The 22,711-nt window shown below is 67.6% G+C and carries 26 protein-coding genes; 11 read left to right on the top strand and 15 right to left on the bottom strand.

Translation table 11 applies throughout. The annotated features are described in order from the left end of the window. Positions 1–28: 28 nt before the first annotated feature. On the top strand, positions 29–913 hold the full coding sequence (locus AC07Q9_RS00420; protein WP_495306865.1) for a LysR substrate-binding domain-containing protein: 885 nt from the start codon (positions 29–31) through the stop codon (positions 911–913). 10 nt (positions 914–923) lie between these two features. Here the strand turns inward: AC07Q9_RS00420 and AC07Q9_RS00425 are convergent, their stop codons facing one another. The 3 genes from AC07Q9_RS00425 to AC07Q9_RS00435 all read right to left on the bottom strand — a co-directional run bounded on the left by AC07Q9_RS00425 (position 924) and on the right by AC07Q9_RS00435 (position 2,810). Next, positions 924–1,337, bottom strand: coding sequence for a GFA family protein (locus AC07Q9_RS00425; RefSeq protein WP_495306866.1), 414 nt, complete (start codon positions 1,335–1,337; stop codon positions 924–926). Positions 1,338–1,554: 217 nt separating this feature from the next. Beyond that, a complete protein-coding gene (locus AC07Q9_RS00430; protein WP_495306867.1) occupies positions 1,555–2,136 on the bottom strand; it encodes a hypothetical protein in 582 nt (193 codons plus the stop codon). A 47-nt stretch (positions 2,137–2,183) separates the two neighbouring features. Continuing rightward, the gene (locus AC07Q9_RS00435) at positions 2,184–2,810 is read right to left on the bottom strand and encodes a hypothetical protein (RefSeq protein ID WP_495306868.1); all 627 of its coding nucleotides are present in this window, start codon (positions 2,808–2,810) and stop codon (positions 2,184–2,186) included. 194 nt (positions 2,811–3,004) lie between these two features. Here AC07Q9_RS00435 and AC07Q9_RS00440 point away from each other — a divergent pair, with 194 nt between their 5' ends. Beyond that, positions 3,005–3,511 (top strand): GNAT family N-acetyltransferase, encoded by a 507-nt coding sequence (locus tag AC07Q9_RS00440; protein ID WP_495306869.1) that lies wholly within the window; start codon positions 3,005–3,007, stop codon positions 3,509–3,511. On the opposite strand, the gene AC07Q9_RS00445 is transcribed toward AC07Q9_RS00440, so the two are convergent. The 5 genes from AC07Q9_RS00445 to AC07Q9_RS00465 form a co-directional block, all read right to left on the bottom strand. Next, positions 3,495–4,073 (bottom strand): DUF3299 domain-containing protein, encoded by a 579-nt coding sequence (locus AC07Q9_RS00445; RefSeq protein WP_495306870.1) that lies wholly within the window; start codon positions 4,071–4,073, stop codon positions 3,495–3,497. The genes AC07Q9_RS00440 and AC07Q9_RS00445 overlap by 17 nt on opposite strands. A gap of 164 nt (positions 4,074–4,237) precedes the next feature. Then, positions 4,238–4,645 carry an alternative ribosome rescue aminoacyl-tRNA hydrolase ArfB gene (gene arfB / locus AC07Q9_RS00450; RefSeq protein WP_495306871.1) on the bottom strand — a complete coding sequence of 136 codons (408 nt, stop codon included), beginning with the start codon at positions 4,643–4,645 and terminating at the stop codon, positions 4,238–4,240. 16 nt (positions 4,646–4,661) lie between these two features. Next, positions 4,662–5,846: an acetyl-CoA C-acyltransferase family protein gene (locus AC07Q9_RS00455; protein ID WP_369632203.1), complete on the bottom strand. Its 1,185-nt coding sequence runs from the start codon at positions 5,844–5,846 to the stop codon at positions 4,662–4,664. A 43-nt stretch (positions 5,847–5,889) separates the two neighbouring features. Further along, positions 5,890–6,684 (bottom strand): enoyl-CoA hydratase/isomerase family protein, encoded by a 795-nt coding sequence (locus AC07Q9_RS00460; protein ID WP_495306872.1) that lies wholly within the window; start codon positions 6,682–6,684, stop codon positions 5,890–5,892. After that, positions 6,681–7,337: a TetR/AcrR family transcriptional regulator gene (locus AC07Q9_RS00465; protein ID WP_495306873.1), complete on the bottom strand. Its 657-nt coding sequence runs from the start codon at positions 7,335–7,337 to the stop codon at positions 6,681–6,683. The genes AC07Q9_RS00460 and AC07Q9_RS00465 overlap by 4 nt, the downstream gene beginning before the upstream one ends. 168 nt (positions 7,338–7,505) lie before the next feature. Here AC07Q9_RS00465 and AC07Q9_RS00470 point away from each other — a divergent pair, with 168 nt between their 5' ends. From AC07Q9_RS00470 to AC07Q9_RS00495, 6 genes are read left to right on the top strand one after another with little or no spacing between them, the layout of a single operon-like run. Continuing rightward, positions 7,506–8,345, top strand: coding sequence for an ABC transporter ATP-binding protein (locus AC07Q9_RS00470; protein ID WP_492680976.1), 840 nt, complete (start codon positions 7,506–7,508; stop codon positions 8,343–8,345). Further along, positions 8,345–9,223, top strand: coding sequence for a branched-chain amino acid ABC transporter permease (locus tag AC07Q9_RS00475; RefSeq protein WP_056583166.1), 879 nt, complete (start codon positions 8,345–8,347; stop codon positions 9,221–9,223). The genes AC07Q9_RS00470 and AC07Q9_RS00475 overlap by 1 nt, the downstream gene beginning before the upstream one ends. A 2-nt stretch (positions 9,224–9,225) precedes the next feature. Then, the gene (locus AC07Q9_RS00480; protein WP_070059585.1) at positions 9,226–10,263 is read left to right on the top strand and encodes a branched-chain amino acid ABC transporter permease; all 1,038 of its coding nucleotides are present in this window, start codon (positions 9,226–9,228) and stop codon (positions 10,261–10,263) included. A gap of 15 nt (positions 10,264–10,278) precedes the next feature. Continuing rightward, the gene (locus AC07Q9_RS00485) at positions 10,279–11,463 is read left to right on the top strand and encodes an ABC transporter substrate-binding protein (protein ID WP_095950765.1); all 1,185 of its coding nucleotides are present in this window, start codon (positions 10,279–10,281) and stop codon (positions 11,461–11,463) included. Positions 11,464–11,471: 8 nt separating this feature from the next. Next, positions 11,472–12,305, top strand: a complete 834-nt coding sequence (locus tag AC07Q9_RS00490) for an ABC transporter ATP-binding protein (protein ID WP_495306874.1) — start codon at positions 11,472–11,474, stop codon at positions 12,303–12,305. Further along, entirely contained in the window at positions 12,302–14,122 is a 1,821-nt protein-coding gene (locus tag AC07Q9_RS00495) for an AMP-dependent synthetase/ligase (protein ID WP_495306875.1), read from the top strand. The genes AC07Q9_RS00490 and AC07Q9_RS00495 overlap by 4 nt, the downstream gene beginning before the upstream one ends. Positions 14,123–14,133: 11 nt before the next feature. Here the strand turns inward: AC07Q9_RS00495 and AC07Q9_RS00500 are convergent, their stop codons facing one another. From AC07Q9_RS00500 to clpB, 5 genes are all read right to left on the bottom strand, one after another. Continuing rightward, positions 14,134–14,367: a hypothetical protein gene (locus tag AC07Q9_RS00500; RefSeq protein ID WP_489057397.1), complete on the bottom strand. Its 234-nt coding sequence runs from the start codon at positions 14,365–14,367 to the stop codon at positions 14,134–14,136. Positions 14,368–14,403: 36 nt separating this feature from the next. After that, positions 14,404–15,117 (bottom strand): hypothetical protein, encoded by a 714-nt coding sequence (locus AC07Q9_RS00505; RefSeq protein WP_495306876.1) that lies wholly within the window; start codon positions 15,115–15,117, stop codon positions 14,404–14,406. Positions 15,118–15,176: 59 nt separating this feature from the next. Next, positions 15,177–15,623 (bottom strand): hypothetical protein, encoded by a 447-nt coding sequence (locus AC07Q9_RS00510; RefSeq protein WP_495306877.1) that lies wholly within the window; start codon positions 15,621–15,623, stop codon positions 15,177–15,179. Positions 15,624–15,770: 147 nt separating this feature from the next. Next, entirely contained in the window at positions 15,771–16,100 is a 330-nt protein-coding gene (locus tag AC07Q9_RS00515; protein ID WP_495306878.1) for a hypothetical protein, read from the bottom strand. Positions 16,101–16,109: 9 nt separating this feature from the next. Beyond that, positions 16,110–18,731, bottom strand: coding sequence for an ATP-dependent chaperone ClpB (gene clpB / locus AC07Q9_RS00520; protein WP_159277533.1), 2,622 nt, complete (start codon positions 18,729–18,731; stop codon positions 16,110–16,112). A 148-nt stretch (positions 18,732–18,879) separates the two neighbouring features. On the opposite strand from clpB, the gene AC07Q9_RS00525 reads away from it, so the two are divergent. After that, entirely contained in the window at positions 18,880–19,872 is a 993-nt protein-coding gene (locus AC07Q9_RS00525) for a Bug family tripartite tricarboxylate transporter substrate binding protein (protein ID WP_495306879.1), read from the top strand. Between the two features lie 116 nt (positions 19,873–19,988). Then, positions 19,989–20,825, top strand: a complete 837-nt coding sequence (locus AC07Q9_RS00530) for an acid phosphatase (protein WP_489057405.1) — start codon at positions 19,989–19,991, stop codon at positions 20,823–20,825. A gap of 16 nt (positions 20,826–20,841) precedes the next feature. On the opposite strand, the gene AC07Q9_RS00535 is transcribed toward AC07Q9_RS00530, so the two are convergent. After that, on the bottom strand, positions 20,842–21,324 hold the full coding sequence (locus tag AC07Q9_RS00535) for a molybdenum cofactor biosynthesis protein MoaE (protein ID WP_139706126.1): 483 nt from the start codon (positions 21,322–21,324) through the stop codon (positions 20,842–20,844). 251 nt (positions 21,325–21,575) lie between these two features. On the opposite strand from AC07Q9_RS00535, the gene dapA reads away from it, so the two are divergent. Then, positions 21,576–22,472 (top strand): 4-hydroxy-tetrahydrodipicolinate synthase, encoded by an 897-nt coding sequence (gene dapA, locus AC07Q9_RS00540; protein WP_495306880.1) that lies wholly within the window; start codon positions 21,576–21,578, stop codon positions 22,470–22,472. On the opposite strand, the gene AC07Q9_RS00545 is transcribed toward dapA, so the two are convergent. After that, entirely contained in the window at positions 22,459–22,710 is a 252-nt protein-coding gene (locus AC07Q9_RS00545; RefSeq protein WP_062472983.1) for a MoaD/ThiS family protein, read from the bottom strand. The two genes, dapA and AC07Q9_RS00545, sit on opposite strands and share 14 nt — an antisense overlap. Position 22,711 lies beyond the last annotated feature (1 nt).

The raw sequence follows: 22,711 nt of genomic DNA on the forward strand, positions 1-22,711 counted from the left end.
CGCGCGCCTCTTCCCCCACACGGGCGCCATGAAAACCACCATCGAAGAACTGGTCGCCTTCCGCGCCGTGGTGGACACCGGCTCGATCACCGCCGCGGCCGACCAGCTGGGCCAGACCGTGTCGGGCATCAGCCGCGCGCTGAGCCGGCTCGAGCAGAAGCTCGGCACCACGCTGATGCGGCGCACCACGCGGCGGCTCGAACTCACCGAGGAAGGCGCCGCCTTCTTGCAGCGCACGCGCGCCATCCTCGATGCGATCGACGACGCCGAAGAGCACATGGCCGCGCGCCGCCAGCAGCCGGCCGGCCGCCTGCGCGTGAACGCGGCCTCGCCTTTCATGCTGCACGCCATCGTGCCGCTGGTGCCGGAGTTCCGCCGGCTCTATCCGCAGATCAGCCTGGAGCTCGACACCGACGACCTGCCCATCGACCTGCTGGAGCGGCGCACCGACGTGGCGATCCGCATCGGCCCGCTGCGCGATTCCACGCTGCATGCGCGCCCGCTCGGCACGCACCGGCTGCGCGTGCTCGCGAGCCCCGCGTACCTCGACGCCCACGGCAAGCCGCGCAAGGTCGACGAACTGGCCGGCCATGCGCTGCTGGGCTTCACCCAGCCCGAGTCGCTCAACCGCTGGCCGCTGCGCGGGGTGCACGGCGACGAATGGACCATCACGCCCACCGTGGTCGCGTCGAGCGGCGAGACGCTGCGCCAGCTGGCGCTGGCCGGCGTGGGCATCGTCTGCCTGTCGGACTTCATGACCGCCACCGACCGCGCCAGCGGCGCACTGGTGCAGGTGCTGCCCAAGGACACGGTCGACGTGCGCCAGCCCGTCAACGCCGTGTACTACCGCAACACGCAGCTGTCGGCGCGCATCACTTCGTTCCTCGACTTCCTGTCCCAGCGCATGGGCTGACCGACCGGGTTCAGCCCGGCGGCATCCCTTCGAACTTCTGCAGCGCCGGATCGAGGAAGTCCCAGGCGTGCCCGCGCGCCGCGTACGTGACCGCCTGCGGCCGGTAGCGCCCGGGGTCGTCGAGGCTGCCGGCATGCACGGTGAAGACCTCGGGCGTCGCGGCGAAGGTCATGTACACGGGCGAGCCGCAGGTCGGGCAGAACGCGCGCGTCTTCACGTTGCCGCTGTCGGCCGTGAGTTGCCACAGCGTCGCCGTGCCCGTCTGCTTCACCTCGGCGCCCGCGAAGCTGAGGTACGAGCCGTGGCCCGTGCCGCTCTTGTGCTGGCAGTCCAGGCACTGGCAGTCGTTCTGGTACACGGGCTCCCCTGAAATCTCGTAGCGGATCGCGCCGCATGCGCAACCGCCGGTGTAGGCCGGGTTCATGGTTCTTGTCCTTTTCGAAGTGGCTCTCATGGATCGATGAGCACGCCGGTTGGCGTGACGGCCAATCTAGTTGCACGAGGGCTTTGCAGGGGAGTAACAAGATCGTCGTGAAAAGTCCGGACCGATGCGCGCGGGCGCTCGGCTTGCCGGCCAGAAATGAAAAGGCCCACTCGCCGGCAAGGCAAGTGGGCTTTGCGTGTGCCCGGAAAAAGTGCGCTTACGGCTTCACTGCCGCCTTGAAGGCTTCATCGGCCAACAGGCGCGCCACCAGCTTGCGGTACAGCGCCGTGTAGTGATTGACCGCGTCCGGAATGGCGACCGCACCCACGAAGGACGATGGCCAGCTGTCGTTCTCGACCAGTTCCTTGTCATAGACCGCCGTGCCGCCACGGGTGACCTTGAACCGCGCGCCCAGCGCGCCGGTACCCTGCGACGCACCGGCGTCGACAGTGCTCTTCGTGAGCTCACCGCCGATCACGGTCTTGCTCGCGGGATCGAGCAGCCCGGCCGAGCGCAATTCGACGCTCAACGCCTCCTGCAGGTACTTCGCGAACGAACTGTCGTACGGCGAGAAGAAGGTGTTGCTCCGAATGCTCAAGCCCTTGTCGTCGCTCTTGGCCTGCGCCGACGACGTGAAATCGGCCACCGCGACGGGCGCCGTGATCGACGACCTGGCCAGTTGCGTGTTCTCGATCGAGGCCGTGGGCGGGCTGAGCTTGACCTGCGCACAGCCGGTCAGCAGCGCCAGAACGCCGGCGCCGGCCAGCAGCGAAAACTTGCGCCAAGTTTGCAGCGACATCATTGAACTCTCCTGTTTCTCGTGGGTGTTGAACGTTCAGCCGGCCATCAGTTGAATGCGGGGTCGCGCGACAGGGCGTTCAGCGCGTTGCCCACGATCTGCCGCGTCATGGTGATGGCCGCATCCTCGAGGGTCTTGGCCTTGGTGGCATTGCCCGGTGACGCCGAGGCGCCCACGGTGGTGTGGATCGCGTGGCGCACGACCTTGACCACGGGTGCCTTGCCCGGCATCACATAGTTCACGGTGCAGATGTAGCCGTCGGACACCTGCGAACCTGCCAGGCCGAAGGTCATGCCGGCCACCACGCCCTTGCTGAACGCGTCGTCCTGCACCGGCACGTTGTTGATCTTGATCCCCAGCATCGCGCCGTTGGGCACCGGCTTCTCGCCCGCCGTCGAGAAAAGGCCGCTGGCCTCGACCTGCGAGATCACCTGTTTCTTGAGGGCCTCGGTCGCGCGGCTGTTGGACACGCCCTTGGTCTCGAAGTCGAACAGCACCTGCACCGGCGCCGGCGTTGCGGGCTTGACATAGGTGGCTGCGTCGATGTCCTTGAGGGCCCCGTCGACATAGTGGCTTGCACAGCCACCAAGGGTGAGTGCCAGCACGGCACCGAGGAACGCGCCGGACAGGCGCACGCGAGGCTGGCGCACAGGCGCCGCAACTTGAACCGACATGGATTTTTCTCCTCCCGAAACGGGCTTCTTGGTGGTGTTTTCTTCCGTTGTCGCCACGTGCCCCAGTGCGTTGCAGTGGCAAAAAAGATCGTATCAGAATGTTCTTAATTGCAACTACCCGGCCTGTGGATGCGGGCGTTGGCGCGGATGATGGAATGCCGCTTTTTCGGGAAAACTCTGATCAAGGAAATGCCATGCACGTCGATCTCGTGTCCGAAGCCCAACACGACTCGCTCGTCGAGCTGCTGGCCGAACTGCACGCCTTCTACAACGAAGGCGCGCGCGTGCCGCACGAGCTGGTGCGCGACCACCTGCTGGGCAATCTCCTGGCGCCCGGCTCGCCGCACCAGCTCGTGGTGGCATCGACAGACGCGCGCACCGTGGTCGGGCTGGCCGCGATCACCTGGGTCTTTTCGCTGGTCGACTTCGCGCCTGAACAACGCAAGCACTGCCAGCTCAAGGAGCTCTACGTGAAGTCGGGCCACCGCAGCGCCGGGGCGGGTCGCGCGCTCATGGCCTGGGTGGCGGCACGCGCCGTCGCCCAGGGGTGCCACCGCATCGACTGGCCCGTGAAGGCCACGAATGCACGGGGCATCGCGTTCTACGAAGGGCTCGGCGCGTTCCGGGTGGCCGAGCGGCTGAGCTACCGGCTGCTGGAGCCGGCCTTGAGCGAGCTGGCGGCCTTCACGGCCCTTGCGTGACCGTGACCCGCTCGACCGCCGCCGACGCGATCTCGTAGCCGCTCACGCCCATGTCGGCCGACGCGTAGCGCGCCGCCTTGAGCATGCCGCTCACGCGCACCGTGTCCATGGCGTGCAGCCCCTTCACGGGCGCGGGCGCGATCACGTGGACGATCTGGTTGGCGGGCGGTGGCGGGGTGTGGATGCAGGCGCCGAAGTACGGCACCAGCAAGAATTCGCGAATGCCGTCTTGCGTGGCATCGAGCGGCACGACGAAGCCCGAGAGCTTCACGGGTTTGCCGTCGAGCGAGACGTTGACCGGCGCGTTGTCCCAGACGGCGCGCATCTCGTCGAGCATCTGGATCGCGCGCGGGTCGTTGTCGCGCAGCGCTTCGAGGCTGATGTTGCGGTAGCGCTTGGTGGGGTCCCACTCCTTGGGAATCAGCGCCTCCCACGAAAGCTCCGGCGCGGCCGGCGAGACTGCGGCCTGCCCGCCCACCCCCTCCTGGCCACAGCCGGCCAGTCCGATGCACGCGAAGGTCACTAGCAACGCCGACACGACGCGCGAAACGAAAGCACTCATGCCTTCCATTTTGCTTGCCGCATGTTTCGGGCGTGCAAACGGGGACTTGCGGTTTGTTTGAAACAGATGACACAAGTTACAGACGCACCAGAATGCCGCACCACGCGCAGATCAGCCTGGCCGGCGTGACGCCGCAGATCCGGCGCTGCGCGGGAACAAGCGCGTCAGTCCTGCACCCGCCCGCGCAGGCTCTTGATCTGCGAACGCTGGCTCTTGCCTTCGAGCCGGCGCTGCTTCGAACCGTAGGTGGGCTTGGTGGCGCGCCGCACGCGCGGCGGCGTGGCCACGCTGTCGATCACCGCCTGCAGCCGCGCGAGCGCGTCGGCACGGTTCATCTCCTGCGTGCGGTGCTGCTGCGCCTTGAGCACGAACACGCCTTCCTGCGTGATGCGGCTGTCGCGCAGGGCGAGCAGCCGCTCCTTCACGTCGGCCGGCAGCGAGCTGGCACGGATGTCGTAGCGCAGGTGCACCGCGCTCGACACCTTGTTGACGTTCTGCCCGCCCGCCCCCTGCGCGCGGATGGCGCTGATCTCGACCTCGTCGGGATCGATCAGGAGTGGGGGGCGGAGCATGCCCGCGAGTGTGCCCTCAAACGCGTTCAAAGACGGCGGCAATGCCTTGCCCGCCGCCGATGCACATCGTGACGAGTGCATAGCGGCCGCCCGTGCGGTGCAGCTCGGCGATCGCCTTCGTCGTGATGATCGCGCCGGTCGCGCCCACCGGGTGGCCCAGCGAAATGCCCGAGCCGTTGGGGTTCACCTTGGCGGGGTCGAAGCCCAGCTCCTTGATGACCGCGCAAGCCTGCGCCGCGAACGCTTCGTTCGACTCGATCACGTCGAAGTCGCCGACCTTCAGGCCCGTGCGCTCCAGCACCTTGCGCGTGGCCGGTACCGGGCCGATGCCCATGTACGCCGGCTCGACGCCCGCATGCGCGTAGCCCACGAGGCGTGCCAGCGGCTTCAGGCCCAGCGCCTTCACGCGGCCACCTTCGGCCAGCACCACGGCGGCGGCGCCGTCGTTGATGCCCGAGGCGTTGCCGGCGGTCACGAGGCCGTCCTTCTTGAACGCGGGCTTCATCTTCGACAGCGTGTCGACGGTGGTGTCGGCGCGCACGTGCTCGTCGGTGTCGAACAGCACGACGCCCTTGCGCGTCTTCACCTCGACCGGAACGATCTGTTCCTTGAAGCGGCCCGCGGCAATGGCGGCGGCGGCGCGCTGCTGGCTGGTCACGGCCAGTTCGTCCATCTGCTCGCGCGTGATGCCGTAGCGCGCGGCCACGTTCTCGGCCGTGATGCCCATGTGGATCTTCTCCCACGGGTCGTGCAGGATGCCCAGCATGTAGTCGACCAGCACCGCGTCGCCCATGCGTGCGCCATAACGCGCCGAGGTGTCGAAGTACGGGCCGCGGCTCATCGATTCGGAGCCGCCGCCGATGGCGATGTCGCAGTCGCCCAGCGCAATGGCCTGCGCCGCCGACACGATGGCCTGCAGGCCCGAGCCGCACAGGCGGTTCACGTTGAAGGCCGGCGTCTCGATCGGGCAGCCCGCGTCGATGGCGGCCACGCGGCTCAGGTACGCGTCCTTCACGTCGGTGGGAATCACGTTGCCCATGACCACATGGCCGATGGCGTCGGCCGCCACGCCGCTGCGCTCGATGGCGGCCTTGACGGCGGTGGTGGCCAGTTGCGTGTTGGGCACGTCCTTGAGCGCGCCGCCGAAGGTGCCGATGGCGGTGCGGGCGGTGCCGACCACGAAGATGTCGCGTTGGGTCATGGGATGGATCTCCTGGATTGAAAAAACGAAAACAAGGAATTCTTCAGCGGCCGGTGAAGGCCGCGGGCTTCTTGCCGAAAAAGGCATCGAGGCCGATGCGGAAATCGGCGGTGGCCGCGCACGACTGGAACGCGGTCGACTCGGCATCGAGCTGGCTCGCCAGGTCGCGGTCGAGCGAGCCGCGCATCAGCCGGCGCAGGTGGCCCAGCGCCACGGTCGGGCCCTTGGCCAGCCGCTGCGCGAGGGCCATCGCTTCAGATTCGAGTTCGGCTACGGGCACCACGCGGTTGATGAGGCCCATGCGTTCGGCGGCAGCGGTGTCGTAGGTGTCGCCGAGCATCGCGATCTCGAGCGCGCGGCGCATGCCGACCAGGCGCGGCAGCGCCCACGACGCGCCGACGTCGCAGCTGGTGCCGACGTTCACATAGGCCAGGTTGAAGCGCGTACCCTCGGCCGCGAGCACGAAGTCGGCCTGCAGCATCAGGCTCAGGCCTGCGCCGGCCGCCACGCCGTGCACCTGCGCGACCAGCGGCGCGTCCATGGCGTCGAACACGGTCAGCGCCTCGTGCAGCGGGCCGATGAGGTCGGCCGCGCCCTGCTTCGGGTCGGCGCTCAGCACGCCGAGGTCGCCGCCGGCCATGAAGCCCTTGCCCGCGCCGCTCAGCAGCACGGCGCGCACGCTCTTGTCGGCAGCCAGGGTGCGCGCGGCGGCGAGGAAGGCAGTGGCCATCGGCACGTCGATGGCGTTGAGCCCGGCCGGCCGGTTGAAGCGCAGCGTGGCCACCGCGCCTTCGCGGCCCACCAGCAGAGGGGAAGAAGAAGTCTCTTGGGTCGTCATGGGTTCACTTGGGTAGGGGCGCGCTGCAGCACGCCGTTGAGCAGCAACTCGATGCCCTGGTCGGCGATCTGGTCGGGCGTGAGGTCGCCGTCGGGGCGGTACCAGCGGCCGATCCAGCTCAGGGCGCCGGCCAGCATGAAGGCCGCCATCTTCGGGTCGCAGGGCGCCAGCGCGCCTTCGGCCACGCCCTCCTCGATCAGGCGGCGGAAATGCCCGTCGATGCCGGCCTTGAGGCGGCGCAGTTCCTTCTTGAGCGGATCGGGCAGCGGGTCTTCGCCGATGCGGATCACGCACATGCCGAAGTCCTGCGTGACCACGCCCGAGTAGATGCGCATGCAGGCCTTGAGCTGGTCGATGGCGCTGCCGCCCGCGACGCGCACCTCGCCGATGCCGGTCTGCATGAGGTCCAGCGCCATCTTCACGCACTCGAGCAGGATCTGGTCCTTGTTCTCGATGTAGTAGTACAGCGTGGGCTTGCTCACGTTGAGCCGCTCGGCAATGTCGTCGAGCGAGGTCGCGTGGAAGCCGCGCTCGTTGAAGAGCTGGGCGGCCGTGCGCAACACGGCCATGCGCTTGACCTCGCGCTGCTGCGCACGGCGGTCGGCAGGCGCCCACGGAGAGGCTGAAGCAGGAACGGCGGTGGAACGGGGCATGGGGTTTGTGCGGGCGGGGAAAGTCCCGATGCCGCGAACTGCGGCGAACACGGACATTACCGGCCAGTAGGAATTTTACGGGCCAGTAGCATTTCGCTGCTGGACACAAACCCTGACCTTGCGGCGCGCCCCTTAGCCATGCCTGACGAGACTCGACGGGATACCTCCATGTCCGCACCTTCCGCCCCGGCCCCGGTGCTGCAGGCCGAGGCGTTGACGCTGGCATTCGGCGGGGTGAAGGCGCTCACCAATGTCGGCTTCAGCGTCGCGCCCGGCTCCATCACCGCGGTGATCGGGCCCAACGGCGCGGGCAAGACTTCGCTGTTCAACACCATCTCGGGCTTCTACAAACCCTCGCAGGGCCGCGTGCTGTTCGAGGGCGCCGACATCACCCGCCTGCCCGCCCCCAAGCGCGCCGCGCTCGGCCTGGCGCGCAGCTTCCAGAACATCGCGCTGTTCCGCGGCATGACGGTGCTCGACAACATCAAGCTCGGGCGCCACGCGCACCTGAAGAGCAACGTGTTCGACGCCCTCTTCTACCTGGGCCGCGCGCGCCGCGAAGAGGCCGAGCTGCGCCGCGACGTGGAAGAACGCATCATCGATTTCCTCGAGATCGACCACATCCGCCACGCCTCGGTGGCCGCCCTGCCCTACGGCCTGCAGAAGCGCGTGGAAATGGCGCGCGCGCTGGCCATGCAGCCCAAGGTGCTGATGCTCGACGAACCCGTGGCCGGCATGAACCGCGAGGAGACCGAAGACATGGCGCGCTTCATCCTCGATGTGCGGCGCGAGTGGGGAATCACGGTGCTGATGGTGGAGCACGACATGGGCATGGTGATGGACCTGTCGGACCACGTGGTGGTGCTCAACTTCGGCCAGGTGATTGCGCAGGGCACGCCGGCGCAGGTGCAGGCCGACCCGGAAGTGATCCGCGCCTACCTCGGCGCGGGCGACGTGGGCGAGCTGCGTCGCCGGCTGCGCGGCGAAGCTGCCGTGGGAGCCGCCTGATGGATTGGGCCTACCTCTTCGAGATCGCGCTCACCGGCATCGCCGGCGGCGGCCTGTATGCGCTGGCGGCGCTGGCCTTCGTGCTGGTCTACAAGGCGACGCGCGTGGTCAACATCGCCATCGGCGAGATGCTGATGGTCGGCGCCTACCTGTTCTTCACCTTCGCCGCGAGCTTCTCGCTGCCGATCTGGATGGCGGTGCTGGGCTCGGTGATCGGCACCGGCCTGCTGGGCGCGGTGATCGAGCGCACCATGATCCGCCCGCTGCTGGGCGAACCGCCGATCTCGGTGTTCATGGTGACGGTGGGGCTGGCCTCGATCCTCGTCGGGCTGGTCGAGATCATCTGGACTGCCGACCAGCGCCGCCTGCCCGAGTTTTTGCCCAACACGCCCGTGATGGTCGGCGAGGCCTTCCTGGCGCCGAAGATCGCCTACGGCGCGCTGATCGCGGTGGTGCTGATCGGGCTCGTGCTGCTGCTGTTCCGCTTCTGGCGCGGCGGCGTGGCGCTGCGGGCCACGGCCTCGGACCAGGCGGCGGCGTACTCGATGGGCATCCACGTGCCGCGCGTGTTCTCGCTGGCCTGGGTGGCCTCGTCCATGATCGCGGCGGTGGCCGGCATCATCGTCGGCGCCATCGGCGGCATCTCGTCGTCGATGGGCGTGTTCGGGTTGTCGGTGCTGGTGGTGGTGATCGTCGGCGGGCTCGACAGCGTGCTGGGCGCGCTGGTCGGCGGCGTGCTCATCGGATTGATCGAGGCACTGGCCGGCTCCTACCTGGGCGGCGAGTACAAGCTGCTCGCCACCTTCATCGTGCTGGTGTTCGTGCTGATGGTGCGGCCGTACGGGCTCTTCGGCACGCACGAGATCGAGAGACTCTAGCCATGCGCATCGGCACCCTCAAGCAAAGCTACATCGCCGACGCGGCGCTGTTCGATTCGCGCACGCAGAAGGTGTGGCTCGCGATCGGCGCGGCGCTGCTCGTGCTGTTCCCATTCATGGCCAGCGACTACTGGCTGTACCTCGCGTGCCTCGTCGCCATCAACGTCGCGAGCGCCACGGGCCTGAACATCCTCACGGGCTACACGGGCCTCGTGAGCCTCGGGCAGGCCGCGTTCATGGGCCTGGGTGCCTACACCGTCGCGATCATGCAGACGCGGCTGGGCACGCCCTTCCTGCTGAACATCCTCGCGGGCGGCGTGGTCGCCATGCTCGGCGGGCTGGTTGTCGGCATCCCGTCGCTGCGCGTGAAGGGCCTGTACCTGGCCATCGCGACCATCGCCGCATCGTTCATCACGCACTTCCTGTTCGCCAACCTCAAGCTCACGGGCGGCACCACGGGCATCTCGCTGCCGCCCGCGCAGCTCTTCGGCCTGCCGCTGGACACGTCGTTCCGCCTGTACTGGGTGATCGTGCCGGTGATGGTGCTGATGGTGCTCGGTGCGGCCAACCTGTTTCGCACGCGCGTGGGGCGCGCCTTCATCGCCATCCGCGACCGCGACATCTCGGCCGAGGTGCTGGGCATTCCGCTCTTGCGCTACAAGCTGCTGTCCTTCGGGCTGTCGTCCTTCTACGCCGGCGTGGCGGGTGGCCTGTGGGCCTACTTCTTCCGCGTGGTCACGCCCGAGAGCTTTCCGCTGCTGATGTCGATCTTCTTCCTGGCCGCCATCATCGTCGGCGGCATGGGCACCATCCTGGGCGGCATCTTCGGCGCGGTGTTCATGACCATGGTGCCCGAGCTGCTCAAGCTGGTGGTCGACCTGCTGCCGGGTGGCGTCGAGATGACCGTGTTCCTCTCGCCGGTGCGCACCGTCGTCTTCGGCCTGCTGATCGTCGGATTTCTGGTGTTCGAGCCGCACGGGCTCGCAGAAGTGTGGCGGCGCCTGCGCCGCTTTTTCCATCTATGGCCGTTTCGTAACTAGAACCAGGAGACACACATGCCCAAGACAACGAAGAAGCTTTCCCCCCAGCGCCGCGCCCTGCTGATCGCCGCGGGCCTCGCGGCCGCCGTGCCGTTCGCGAATGCGCAAGGCAACGAGGACATCGTCATCGGCGGCTCGATCCCGATGACCGGCGTGTTCGCCTTCGCGGGCGTGGGCATCAATGCCGGCATTGCCGACTACGTGAAGATGGTCAACGACGCGGGCGGCATCAAGGGCCGCAAGCTGCGCTACGTGCCGGAAGACACGGGCTACAAGGTCGACGTGTCGGTGGCGGCCTTCAAGAAGATCACGAGCCAGAACAAGGTCAACCTCTACTACGGCGACTCCACCGGTTTCTCCAAGACCATCAACCCCGAGCTGGACCGCGGCGGCCAGATTTTGATGGCGGGCGCCTCGTTCGCGACCGAGCTGAACGACCCGGCCAAGTACCCGAACCAGTTCCTGGTCGGCCCCGACTACACCGAGCAGATCGGCATCCTGCTGCGCCACATCGCCAAGGAAAAGCCGGGCGCGAAGGTGGCCTTCGTGTACTCCGACTCCGAGTTCGGCCGCGACCCCATCGAGGCCAGCGAAGCCGCTGCCAAGAAGCTGGGCCTGAGCGTGCCGGTGAAGCTCATGACGCCCGCGGGCAGTGTCGACGTGTCGACCGAGGTCATCAAGCTGCGCCGCGCCGCGCCCGACTACACCATCTTCCACGGCTACATCCTCGCGCCCATTCCCGAGTTCGTGCAGCAGGGCAAGCAGATGGGCATGACCAGCAAGTGGATGGGCACCTTCTGGACCATGGACAGCTCCACCGTCATGAAGATGGGCGAAGGCGGCGACGGCTTCATGGGCGTCATGCCCTACCGCTACTACTACGACACCTCGGCCAAGGCGCCGATGCTCGACAAGATCCGCGCACTGCGCCCCGAGTACCAGAGCACGGCCTACACGCAGGGCTTCCTCACGGCGATGCTGTTCACCGAGGCCGCCAAGCGCACGCTCGACGCCGGCAAGCCGCTGGACGGCAAGAACCTGAAGGCCGCGCTCAACACCATCAAGGACTTCGACACCGGTGGGATCATCGGCACGCCGATCACCATCAAGGGCAATTCGATTCCCGTGGGACGCGTCTACAAGGCCGACATGAAGGCGCAGAAGATGGTGCCGGCGTCGGACTGGATCGCACTGAACTGACCGACACGATGGACGCGCGCGCGGCACCGCCCGACCTCGTGCTCGAGGTCAACAACATCGAGGTGGTCTACAACAAGGTCGTGCAGGTGCTGCGCGGCCTGTCGCTGGCCGTGCCGCGCGGGCAGATCGTGGCGCTGCTGGGCAGCAACGGCGCGGGCAAGTCGACCACGCTGAAGGCGGTGTCGGGCCTGCTCGCGCTGGAAGACGGCGAGGTCGAGGCCGGGCGCATCGTGTTCGACGGCGCACCCACCGAGCGGCTCGCGCCGCAGCAGCTGGTGCGGCGCGGCCTGAGCCATGTGATGGAAGGCCGGCGCGTGTTCGAAGACCTCACGGTCGAAGAGAACCTGGTGGCCGCGACCTACGCGCTGACCGGGCGCACGGGCGTTGCGTCGGCATCGCGCAACTTCGACGACGTCTATGCCTACTTCCCCCGCCTGCACGAGCGCCGCAAGGGCCTCGCGGGCTACCTCTCGGGCGGCGAGCAGCAGATGCTCGCCATCGGGCGTGCGCTGGTGGCGCAGCCTCAATTGATCCTGCTCGACGAACCCTCGCTGGGCCTGTCGCCCAAGCTGGTCGAGGACATCTTCACGATCATCGCGCGCATCAACGCCGAGCGCGGCACCTCGATGCTGCTGGTGGAACAGAACGCCAGCGTGGCACTGGCCATCGCCCACACGGGCTACATCATGGAAAGCGGCAAGGTCGTGATCGACGGCAGCGCCGAGCGCCTCGCGGCCGACCCCGACGTGCGCGAGTTCTACCTGGGCGTGGGCGGCAGCGGCGAATCGCGCAGCTTCCGCGAGCTGAAGCACTACAAGCGCCGCAAGCGCTGGCTGTCATGACGACGAACCTGCTCCCTTCGCTCACGCTGCCGCAGATGCTGCGCGAGCAGGCACGCCTGCAGCCGCAGCGCATTGCGATCCGGCAGAAGGACTTCGGCATCTGGCATCCGCTGGACTGGGCCGGCTACCTGCAGCGCGCCAGCCGTTTCGGCCTGGGCCTGCACGCGATGGGCCTCGCGCCCGGCGGGCACCTGGGCGTGATCTCCGAGAACCGCGTCGAATGGCTGCTCGCGCAGATGGGTGCGGGGCTCATCGGCGCCGTGACCGTGGGCGTGTACCCCACCAGCCCGAGCAACGAGGTGGCCTACGTGGTCGGCCATGCGGACATCGAGGTGATCGTCTGCGAGGACCAGGAGCAGACCGACAAGGTGCTCGACGCGCTCGACCAATTGCCGCGCCTGCGCAAGATCGTCGTGATCGAGACCAAGGGCTTGGCGAGTTACCCGCCCGAAGTGCGCGAGCGCATCGCGACCTTTGCGGAAGTGGAGCAGGCCGGCGCCGAGGTGCTGGCACGCGACGGCACCGCGCTCATCGACGCCGCGCTGCAACGCCAGACGCTCGCCGACATCGGTTTGATGATCTACACCTCGGGCTCCACCGGCAAGCCCAAGGGCGCGATGATTTCGTACCGCAACATCCGCGGCGTCGTGCCCGGCATCGTCGATCGGCTCGGGCTCGACGGCGGCACCACGCACCTGTCGTACCTGCCGCTGTGCCACGTGGCCGAGCAGATGCTCACGGCCTTCGTGCCGCTGTACCTGGGCTCGCAGGTCAACTTCGGCGAATCGATCCGCACCGTGCAGGAAGACCTGCGCGAAGTGGCGCCCACCATGTTCCTCGGCGTGCCGCGCATCTGGGAGAAGCTGCACGCGGGCATCAGCATCAAGATGCAGGAAACCGGGCGGCTGCAGCGCGCGCTGTTCCGCAAGGCCATCGAGGCCTGCGCGCCGCTGGCCGAGAAACCGCGCAGCGCCTGGACGCTGGCCGAGCGCGGCCGCTTCGCCCTCGCCTACTGGACCGTGCTGCGCGCCCTGCAAAACTTCATCGGCCTGCGCCGCGCGCGCATCGCGCTCACGGGCGCGGCGCCGATTCCCGCTGACGTGGTGCGCTTCTTTCGCACGCTGGGCGTGCCGCTGGTCGAGGTGTACGGGCTCACCGAATCGACCGGCATGGTCTCGGGCCACCGCGCCGATGCCGTGACCATCGGCACCGTCGGCCCGCCCACGCTGGGCACCGAGCACCGCGTGGGCGAAGCCGGCGAGCTGCTGGTGCGCGGCGACATGGTGTTCGAGGGCTACTACAAGAACCCCGAGGCCACGGCCTCATCGATCCGCGACGGCTGGCTGCACACGGGCGACGTGGTGCGCGAGGAAGCCGGCGGGCAGCTGCGCATCGTCGACCGGCTGAAGGACATCATGATCACCGCCGGCGGCAAGAACCTCACGCCCTCGGAGATCGAGAACACCATGAAGGGCAGCCCCTTCATCAAGGAATGCATCGTGGTGGCGGACGGCCGCAAGTTCGTGGGCGCGCTGCTGCAGATCGACTACGAGACGGTCGGCAAATGGGCCGAGGCGCAGCGCCTGCCCTTCACGCATTTCCGTTCGCTGGTGGAAGAACCCAAGGTGCGCGCGCTGATCGAGGCCGAAGTGGCGCGCGGCAATGGGAAGCTGGCGCAGGTGTCGCAGATCAGACGTTTTCATCTGCTCACCAAAGAGTTGGACCATGACGACGGTGAAGTCACCGCCACCATGAAGGTGCGGCGCTCCAGCATCTACAAGGCCTACGCCAACGAGATCGAGGCGCTATACGCCTGACGCGCTCGGGCTCAGTCCTGCGTCGCAATCACCAGCCGCACCTCTTCGCCGAGCTGCACCCTTTCACCGGGCGTCGTGAGTCCCGGGAGATGGTTTTGCCAGAGCACCGTAGCACTCACGGTCAGGATCGTCACGTCCATGGTTTCCTCCAGATCGTGCGCACGTTGTTCGGCCGCCAGCAGACCGGCGTCATCGCCTGGAAAAAGATCCAGCCGAACTCTCTTGACTGCCCTTGTTGTAGCCACGCGATACCTCCTTTGGATCAAGCGACGGAAGCGCCGTCACGCAGGAACAAACTTGGTCAGCTCGGCCGCGTCGATGCTGAAGTCGAGCAGCGCCTGCGCCATCGCCGCACGCGTGGTGGCCGCCTTGAAGGCCGCCAGCCCCGGCGCGCTGAGTTGCTTCTGCGCCTTGGCGAGCAGTGCGTCCCTGCGAGCGACATCGATCTTGCTGGCATCGCCGATATCGGCCATCACGCTGAGGATGCTCTTGCGGCTGCTCTCGACCTCCCCTTGCAGCTTTCCGAGCGCCATCTTCTGTGAAGGCGTCAGGGGCAGCTCACCGGTGTTCACGAGTGCGGCGCCGCCGGTCTGAGCGAGCACGCGCGCGGCCAGACCTGTCGCGAAGAACTGCGCCACCTTGCCCCCGCCGTTCACGCCGGCGGGCGGCGTTCCGCCACCGCTCACGTCGAAGCCGAAGCTGGCCAGCACGGAGTAGGTGTCATAGTCGCCGCCCTGGTTGCCCACGTACTTGGGGCATGCGCCCTTGGGGTCCACGGACTCGCAAGATGCCGGCACATACTCCTTGGTGAGGTTGGGCAGCAGCGGCATCCAGACAGCTTCCTGCCGCTTGTATCCCAGCGACACCCCCATGCCGGTGGCGGGGTCCTGCGACACGTCGAGCGCGAGCTTGGTGTTCGTGCCGAACATCAGGACATTGGTGTGCCGGGGCGTGCTGTCGCACGCCGACAGCAGCGTCACAGCGGACAACGCCATCGCAGCGAGCGCCGCACGATGTCCGGACGGCGCGCGCAAGAAACGACAAGGCAAAGGTTTCATTGGAGTTCCCTCTTTTCGGTGTTGACGATCCCCTGATCGACCGCGGCGCAGAGCCCCCCGGTCTTCCCCATGGCGTTCAGGCGCTGCATCGCGTGGTCGAGCTGCTGCTGGTTGGCCACGAGCACGACGAGGCGGCAGTCCAACGGAACCACCACCCGGCGGTCGCGCACATAGCCGATGCCGACCCCGTTGCCCGCATAGAGCCCCAGCACCGACGTGTTGGAGGTGTAGACAGGCTGGTCGGCGGCGGCTTGCGGCACGACGACGCGCACGTAGCCGAAGTAGTGGCGCACGAGCGTGCCGTCGGGAGTGATCTCTGCCGTGGTGGTGCATGCCGTCAGGAAGACGACCGCCAACAAGAGAAGGAGGGAGGAAGAGCGGCCCGGCACGCAGCGCAGATCAGCCAGCCGGTTACATCCGAAGAAACTGCCCTCGTTGACCATGCCTCGTCGCCCCTCCAGGTGATGGGAGCGAGCTTAGGTCGGGGCTCATGAACGAGCATCCCTCATCCAGGGGATGCCGGCACCGGGTGTCCGATGCGGCTCAGGAACTGGTGGCGCGTTGCGCGCTCACCGCCGAGATCCTGAGGCTCAGTCGCCGCGCACGGGCCGGGCCCGCACGTCGGTCACATCGTCGGTCGGGCCCAGAACGACCGGGCTGCGCACCGATTCGCCGCGCGCACGGGCACTGACCACGTCGGCCGCGGTGGGTTCGGCCGGCTGCTGTGCCGCATGGCGAAAACGGTCGAAACCCGAGCGCGGGTTGAAACGCATGACCCAGGGCGTCACGGGCTTGCCCGTGAGACGCCCCCAGGCGTAGCGCACACCCCACACCGCCGCCAGCAGCAGGGCCGCCACGGCCAGGCTGGCCGCGAAGACCAGCCCCAGGAGCAGAAGAATGACGCGAAGAATGAAGTTCATCATCCGACTTTAGGCCGATGCAGCCGCCGTTGGTTCCCCGCCCTTGCGGAACGAGAACTGGCCCGGCGACTGGATCGGGTCGGTTTCGACCTCGATCGTGTCCTTCGGCCCGAAGCTGCCGTCGAGCAACAGACGCGAGAGCGGGTTCTCGATGCGCTGCTGGATGGCGCGCTTGAGCGGACGGGCACCGAACACCGGGTCGAAGCCGACCTTGGCGATCTCGGCCAGCGCCGCAGGCGACACCTGCAGGCCCAGGTCCATCTTCGCCAGGCGCGCCTGTAGCACCTTGAGCTGGATCGCGGCGATCGATTCGATGTTCTTCGCGTCGAGCGCGTGGAACACGACGGTCTCGTCGATGCGGTTCAGGAACTCGGGGCGGAAGTAGTTCTTCAGCTCGTCCCACACCGCTTCCTTGATCTCCTCGCTCGGCTGGCCCACCATCGCCTGGATGATCGGCGAACCGATGTTGCTGGTCATCACGATCACGGTGTTCTTGAAGTCCACGGTGCGGCCCTGGCCGTCCGTGAGGCGACCGTCGTCGAGCACCTGCAGCAGCACGTTGAACACGTCGGGGTGGGCCTTCTCGACCTCGTCGAGCAGCACCACGCTGTAGGGCTTGCGGCGCACGGCTTCCGTGAGGTAGCCGCCCTCCTCATAGCCCACGTAGCCCGGCGGCGCGCCGATGAGGCGGGCGACCGAATGCTTCTCCATGAACTCGCTCATGTCGATGCGGATCAGGTGGTCTTCGCTGTCGAACAGGAAGCCCGCGAGCGCCTTGCACAGCTCGGTCTTGCCCACGCCCGTGGGGCCGAGGAACAGGAACGAACCCGTGGGGCGGTTCGGGTCCGACAAGCCCGAGCGCGAGCGGCGGATCGCATTGGCGACCGCACCGATGGCCTCGTCCTGGCCGACCACACGCTCGTGCAGCTTGTCTTCCATCACGAGCAGCTTGTCGCGCTCGCCTTGCATCAGCTTGGCGACCGGGATGCCGGTGGCGCGCGCCACGACCTCGGCGATTTCTTCCGAACCGACCTGCGTGCGCAGCAGCGTGGGCGCGCTGGACTTGCCCTTGCTCGCCTCGCTCTCCTCGGCTTCCTTCAGGCGCTTCTCGAGCGCCGGCAGCTGGCCGTATTGCAGCTCGGCGACCTTGTTGAAGTCGCCCTTGCGCTTCCACTCTTCGATCTGGAACTTGATCTTGTCGATGTCTTCGCGCACGTGCGCGCTGCCCTGGGCCTGGGCCTTCTCGGCCTGCCAGATCTCGTCGTAGTCGGCGATTTCCTTTTGCAGCTTGGTGATCTCGTCCTCGATGAGGCCGAAGCGCTTCTGCGAGGCTTCGTCCTTTTCGCGGCGCACGGCTTCGCGCTCGATCTGCAGCTGGATCAGGCGGCGGTCCAGGCGGTCCATGACCTCGGGCTTGGAGTCCATCTCGATCTTGATCTTGGCCGCGGCCTCGTCGATCAGGTCGATGGCCTTGTCGGGCAAGAAGCGGTCGGTGATGTAGCGGTCAGACAGCTCGGCCGCGGCCACGATGGCCGGGTCGGTGATCTGCACGCCGTGGTGCACTTCGTACTTCTCTTGCAGGCCGCGCAGGATGGCGATGGTGGCTTCGACGCTCGGCTCGCCCACGATGATCTTCTGGAAGCGGCGCTCCAGCGCGGCGTCTTTTTCGATGTACTTGCGGTATTCGTCGAGCGTGGTCGCGCCCACGCAATGCAGCTCGCCGCGTGCGAGCGCGGGCTTGAGCATGTTGCCGGCGTCCATTGCGCCTTCGGCCTTGCCGGCACCGACCATGGTGTGCAGCTCGTCGATGAAGACGATGGTCTGGCCTTCGTCCTTCGCGAGTTCATTGAGCACGGTCTTCAGGCGCTCTTCGAATTCGCCGCGGAACTTGGCACCGGCCAGCAGCGCGGCCATGTCGAGCGACAGGACGCGCTTGCCCTTGAGCGACTCAGGCACTTCGCCGGCGACGATGCGCTGGGCCAGGCCTTCGACGATGGCGGTCTTGCCCACGCCGGGTTCGCCGATAAGCACGGGGTTGTTCTTGGTGCGGCGTTGCAGCACCTGGATGGCGCGGCGGATTTCCTCGTCGCGGCCGATGACCGGGTCGAGCTTGCCCAGGCGGGCGCGCTCGGTGAGGTCCAGGCAGTATTTCTTGAGGGCTTCGCGCTGGCCTTCGGCGTCGGCGCTGTTCACGCCCTGTCCGCCGCGCACGGCCTCGATGGCGGCCTCGAGCGATTTGCGGCTCAGGCCGTTGTCCTTGGCGATCTTGCCGATGTCGGCCTTGCTGTCGGCCACGGCGAGCAGAAAGAGTTCGCCTGCAATGAACTGGTCATTGCGCTTGATGGCTTCCTTCTCGGTCGCCTGCAGCAGCTTGCCCAGCTCGGGGCCGACCTGCACGATGTCGTGGCCCTGCACCTGGGGCAGTTTCTTGATGGCGCCTTCGGCCGCCTGCAGCAGCCCGGGCACGTTGACGCCGGCACGCTCCAGCAGGGCACGCGGGCCGTCGTCCTGGCGCAGCATCGCGACCAGCAGGTGGGCCGGTTCGATGTAGGCGTTGTCGTTGCCGAGCGCCAGCGTCTGGGCGTCGCTCAGTGCTTCCTGAAATTTGGTGGTGAGTTTGTCTTGTCGCATGGTGGTATTCCTGCATCCAAAATAGGGCTGTTCGGGCACGATTCAAGGTTGCGAATCGGATTTGCACCCTGGGCACGGGTATTGCACCGGGCCCCGCACCTTCCCGCCGTAGGCATTTCTCTCTTTCTTTCTTCGAATGGAGTCGATCATGGTTTTTTCAATGCAGCGCGTCCAACCGATGCGCCGCGCGTTCAGCGTGGGTCTCTTGGCAGCGGCCCTGGGCATGGCCGGCCTGGCACAGGCCCAGAGCGGCACGCCGGTGCGCCTCTTGGTGGGCTTTCCCGCCGGCGCGGGCACCGACGCCATTGCGCGCACCCTCGGCGAAAAGCTCAAGGACGTGCTGGGCGTGCCCGTGGTGGTCGAGAACCGCGCAGGCGCGGGCGGCCAGATCGCGGCGCAGGCGCTGAAGGCCGCGCCGGCCGACGGCCACACGCTGTTCCTGTCGCATGACCACTCCATCTCGATCCTGCCGCAGGTGGTGAAGAACCCGGGCTTCAACCCCGCAACCGACTTCGTGCCCGTGGCCGGCTTTGCCACCTTCGCCAACGTGCTGGCGGTGTCGGGCGGCACGCCGGCCAAGAGCATCGACGAGTACGTGAAGTGGATCCGCACGCAAAAGGGCGGCAAGGAAACCATCGGCGTGCCGGCACCGGCGTCGATCCCCGAGTTCCTCGTGAAGATGATCTCGGACAAGTACAAGATCGACGTGCAGCCCGCGCCCTACCGCGGCAGCGCACCCATGACGGCCGACATGCTGGGCAACCAGATCACGGCGGGCATCGCCTCGGTGCCCGACTTCATCGAGAACCACCGCGCGGGCAAGGTGCGCATCGTGGCCTCCATCGGCGCCAAGCGCCAGGCACTGCTGCCGAACGTGCCGACCTTCACCGAGCTGGGCTTTGCGAACCTGGAAGACCTGCCCTACTACGGCATCTTCGCGCCCGTGGGCACGCCGCAGGCCGTCATCGACAAGTACGGCGACGCGCTGCAGAAGGTGCTGGCCATGCCCGACGTGAAGCAGAAGCTCACCACCATGGGCCTGACGGTCGGCTACGAGCCCCAGGGCCAGTTCGCGGGCCGCGTGCGCACCTACACGCAGACCTGGGAAAAGATCATCCAGGCGAGCGGCTTCAAGCCCTGAGCTGCGCGACCGGGTACGGCCTGAGACGGCCGTCACCTGGGTGATCTTCCGGCCCGGCGAGGCCCCTCTACGATGGGCCCTCGCCTTCCAACAACAAAGCCGGAGACACATCCCTCATGCGATTCACGACCCTCGCCGCCTCGCTGGCGGCCGCGCTGCTGCTCGGCGCCTGCGGCAGCACCGCACCGATCTCCCCCGCCGAAGTCGGCGAATTGCGCCCCGGCTCGGGCTACCTCAAGGGCTACCTGCCCGCCGCCGAGCTGCCCGACAGCCTCGCCCTGCTGCCGGCGCCCCCGGCCGAGGGCTCGGCCGCGCTGGCGGCCGACGGCGCCACCTTCCGCGCGCTCACGGCCCTGCAGGGCACGCCGCGCGGCGCACTGGCGGTGCAGGACGCCAACCTCAAGTTTCCGAAGGCCGCCGAGGTGTTCTCGTGCGCGCTGGGCATGCCCATCTCCGAGCAGGCCACGCCGAACCTGAACATGCTGCTGCGCCGCACGCTGGCCGACGCCGGCACGGCCACCTACAAGGCCAAGAACACCTATAACCGCACGCGCCCCTTCGTGGCCTTCAAGACCGGCAGCTGCACGCCCGCCGAAGAAGCCTCGCTGGCCAAGGACGGCTCCTACCCTTCCGGCCACTCGGCTGTGGGCTGGGCCTGGGCGCTGGTGCTGACGGAACTCGCGCCCGAGCGCGCCGACGCGCTGCTGCAGCGCGGCCGGGCCTTCTCGCAGAGCCGTGCGATCTGCGGCGTGCACTGGCAGAGCGACATCGAGAACGGCCGGCTTGTCGGCGCGGCGACGGTGGCCAGGCTGCACACGAACCCGGTGTTCCAGGCGCAGATGGCGGGCGCCCGCTCGGAGATTGCGAAGGCACGCGCGGCGGGTGCCGTGCCCGCTCAGGATTGCGGTGCGGAAGCCAAGGCACTGGCAACCTCGGCGCTGATCGCGCCGTAAGTCTCGAACGCGCCGCTCAGGTGGCGCTGTTCGAGGCGGCGATGCCCCAGCGCGCCAGCGCCTCGTCGTCGGTCACGCGGGCATCGACCCAGCGCGCGCCCTCGGGCGTCTGCTCCTTCTTCCAGAACGGCGCCTGCGTCTTCAGGTAGTCCATCAGGAACTCGCAGGCCTGGAAGCTCTGGCCGCGGTGGGCGGACACCACCGCCACCATCATGATCTGGTCCAGCGGCTGCAGCAGCCCCACGCGGTGGATCACGCGCGCGCCGAGGATGTCGAAGCGTTTGTGGGCCTCGTCGATCATGGCCTCGATGGCCTTCTCGGTCATGCCGGGGTAGTGCTCCAGCTCCATCGAGGCGATGGTGCTGCCGTCGTTGCGGTCGCGCACGGTGCCCACGAAACTGCAGACGGCGCCCACGCGTTTGTCGCCCGCGCGCAACGCGGCGACCTCGGTCGCGAGATCGAAATCGGCCGTCTGGATCGAAACACGTGCAACGCTCATGTCCGAATTGTGGCATCGCGCTAGACTGCGGCAATGCCTTGTCTCGCCACGTTCTCCCCGCTGCTGTCGCAGCCTGAGAGCCGTTGCGCGCGCCAGGGCAACAAAGCCAAAAAACCAAAGCTCGTCTGACCGGAGCCGAGGTTCCGTCGTCGGATGAGCGACGGAACCTGCCAAGGCTTTGGCCCCTCTCGGGTTGCGCGCGCATCGGACGGTGGTTCTTTCCATCGGTCGATTCCTGAAAGGAAGCCTGCGTGCCACAACAACAACCAACCGCCGACACCCCCGATTTCTCGGGCCTGTGGGTCGCTCTCGTCACCCCGTTCCGCGACGGCGCGGTCGACCACACCGCCCTGGCGGCGCTTGTCCGGCGGCTCGCCGACGACGGCGTGACCGGCTTCGTGCCCTGCGGCTCGACCGGCGAGGCCGCCGCGCTCGACGAGGCCGAACAGCTCGCCGTGCTTGACACCGTGCTGACGGCCGCTGGCGGCCTGCCGGTCGTGATGGGCGTGTCGGGCTACCACCTGGGCAAGGCCACAGCCTGGGTGCGCAAGCTCTCGGAACGCCCGCTGGCGGGCCTGCTGGTGGTCGCGCCGCACTACATCCGCCCGTCGCAGGCCGGCGTGCTCGAGTGGTTCCACGCCATCGCCGATGCCAGCACGGTGCCCGTGCTGGTCTACGACATTCCCTACCGCACCGGCGTGACCATCTCGCGCGAGACGATGCTGGCGCTGGCCGAGCACCCGCGCATCCGCGGCATCAAGGACTGCGGCGGCGACATGGCCAAGACGCGCGCGGTGATCGCCGACGGCCGTCTGCAGGTGCTCACGGGCGAAGACCACCAGATCTTCGCCACCATGGCCGAAGGCGGCGTGGGCGCCATCGCGGCCAGCGGCCATGTGCAGACGAAGCGCCTTGTGCGGCTGGTGCGCCTGCTGGCCGAGAACCGGCTGGCCGAGGCGCGCGCCGAATGGCAGCCGCTGCAGCCTCTGCTGGAAATGCTGTTTGCCGAACCCAACCCGGGCCCGCTGAAGGCGCTGCTGGCGCATGCGGGCGAATTGCGTGACGAGTTGCGCTCGCCGATGACGCGCGCGTCGGATGGCCTGCGCGAGCGCCTCGTGGCGCTGGACGCGCGGCTCAGCCGCCCGTGACGGGCGGGAAGAACGCGACTTCGCAGTCGTCGTTCAGCGCGGCGGCTTCGTCGCTCATGGCCTGGTCGAGCGCCATGCGCACGGCCTTGCCGCGTGCGAGCGCGATGGCGTAGGCGCCGCCGCGGGCGATGAGCTCATCGCGCAGGGCGGCCAGCGTACCCGCGGCCGTGTCGACGGTTTCACCGCTGCTGGACAGCGCCTCGCGCACGGAAGCGAAATAACGGATGCGGACCTTCATG

The organism is Variovorax sp. GW821-FHT09A10 (genome assembly GCF_059418385.1).

Coding starts and splice junctions, on each gene's coding strand:
- AC07Q9_RS00525 (WP_495306879.1), top strand. CDS start 18,880: ATGGTTTTTTCAATGCAGCGCGTCCAACCGATGCGCCGCGCGTTCAGC.
- arfB (WP_495306871.1), bottom strand. CDS start 4,645: ATGCTCCGCCCCCCACTCCTGATCGATCCCGACGAGGTCGAGATCAGC.
- AC07Q9_RS00465 (WP_495306873.1), bottom strand. CDS start 7,337: ATGCCCCGTTCCACCGCCGTTCCTGCTTCAGCCTCTCCGTGGGCGCCT.
- AC07Q9_RS00510 (WP_495306877.1), bottom strand. CDS start 15,623: ATGGTCAACGAGGGCAGTTTCTTCGGATGTAACCGGCTGGCTGATCTG.
- AC07Q9_RS00455 (WP_369632203.1), bottom strand. CDS start 5,846: ATGACCCAACGCGACATCTTCGTGGTCGGCACCGCCCGCACCGCCATC.
- AC07Q9_RS00480 (WP_070059585.1), top strand. CDS start 9,226: ATGCGCATCGGCACCCTCAAGCAAAGCTACATCGCCGACGCGGCGCTG.
- AC07Q9_RS00490 (WP_495306874.1), top strand. CDS start 11,472: ATGGACGCGCGCGCGGCACCGCCCGACCTCGTGCTCGAGGTCAACAAC.
- AC07Q9_RS00530 (WP_489057405.1), top strand. CDS start 19,989: ATGCGATTCACGACCCTCGCCGCCTCGCTGGCGGCCGCGCTGCTGCTC.
- clpB (WP_159277533.1), bottom strand. CDS start 18,731: ATGCGACAAGACAAACTCACCACCAAATTTCAGGAAGCACTGAGCGAC.
- AC07Q9_RS00485 (WP_095950765.1), top strand. CDS start 10,279: ATGCCCAAGACAACGAAGAAGCTTTCCCCCCAGCGCCGCGCCCTGCTG.
- AC07Q9_RS00505 (WP_495306876.1), bottom strand. CDS start 15,117: ATGGCGTTGTCCGCTGTGACGCTGCTGTCGGCGTGCGACAGCACGCCC.
- AC07Q9_RS00495 (WP_495306875.1), top strand. CDS start 12,302: ATGACGACGAACCTGCTCCCTTCGCTCACGCTGCCGCAGATGCTGCGC.
- AC07Q9_RS00475 (WP_056583166.1), top strand. CDS start 8,345: ATGGATTGGGCCTACCTCTTCGAGATCGCGCTCACCGGCATCGCCGGC.
- AC07Q9_RS00420 (WP_495306865.1), top strand. CDS start 29: ATGAAAACCACCATCGAAGAACTGGTCGCCTTCCGCGCCGTGGTGGAC.
- AC07Q9_RS00515 (WP_495306878.1), bottom strand. CDS start 16,100: ATGAACTTCATTCTTCGCGTCATTCTTCTGCTCCTGGGGCTGGTCTTC.
- AC07Q9_RS00545 (WP_062472983.1), bottom strand. CDS start 22,710: ATGAAGGTCCGCATCCGTTATTTCGCTTCCGTGCGCGAGGCGCTGTCC.
- AC07Q9_RS00460 (WP_495306872.1), bottom strand. CDS start 6,684: ATGACGACCCAAGAGACTTCTTCTTCCCCTCTGCTGGTGGGCCGCGAA.
- AC07Q9_RS00470 (WP_492680976.1), top strand. CDS start 7,506: ATGTCCGCACCTTCCGCCCCGGCCCCGGTGCTGCAGGCCGAGGCGTTG.
- AC07Q9_RS00435 (WP_495306868.1), bottom strand. CDS start 2,810: ATGTCGGTTCAAGTTGCGGCGCCTGTGCGCCAGCCTCGCGTGCGCCTG.
- AC07Q9_RS00425 (WP_495306866.1), bottom strand. CDS start 1,337: ATGAACCCGGCCTACACCGGCGGTTGCGCATGCGGCGCGATCCGCTAC.
- AC07Q9_RS00430 (WP_495306867.1), bottom strand. CDS start 2,136: ATGTCGCTGCAAACTTGGCGCAAGTTTTCGCTGCTGGCCGGCGCCGGC.
- AC07Q9_RS00440 (WP_495306869.1), top strand. CDS start 3,005: ATGCACGTCGATCTCGTGTCCGAAGCCCAACACGACTCGCTCGTCGAG.
- AC07Q9_RS00535 (WP_139706126.1), bottom strand. CDS start 21,324: ATGAGCGTTGCACGTGTTTCGATCCAGACGGCCGATTTCGATCTCGCG.
- AC07Q9_RS00445 (WP_495306870.1), bottom strand. CDS start 4,073: ATGAGTGCTTTCGTTTCGCGCGTCGTGTCGGCGTTGCTAGTGACCTTC.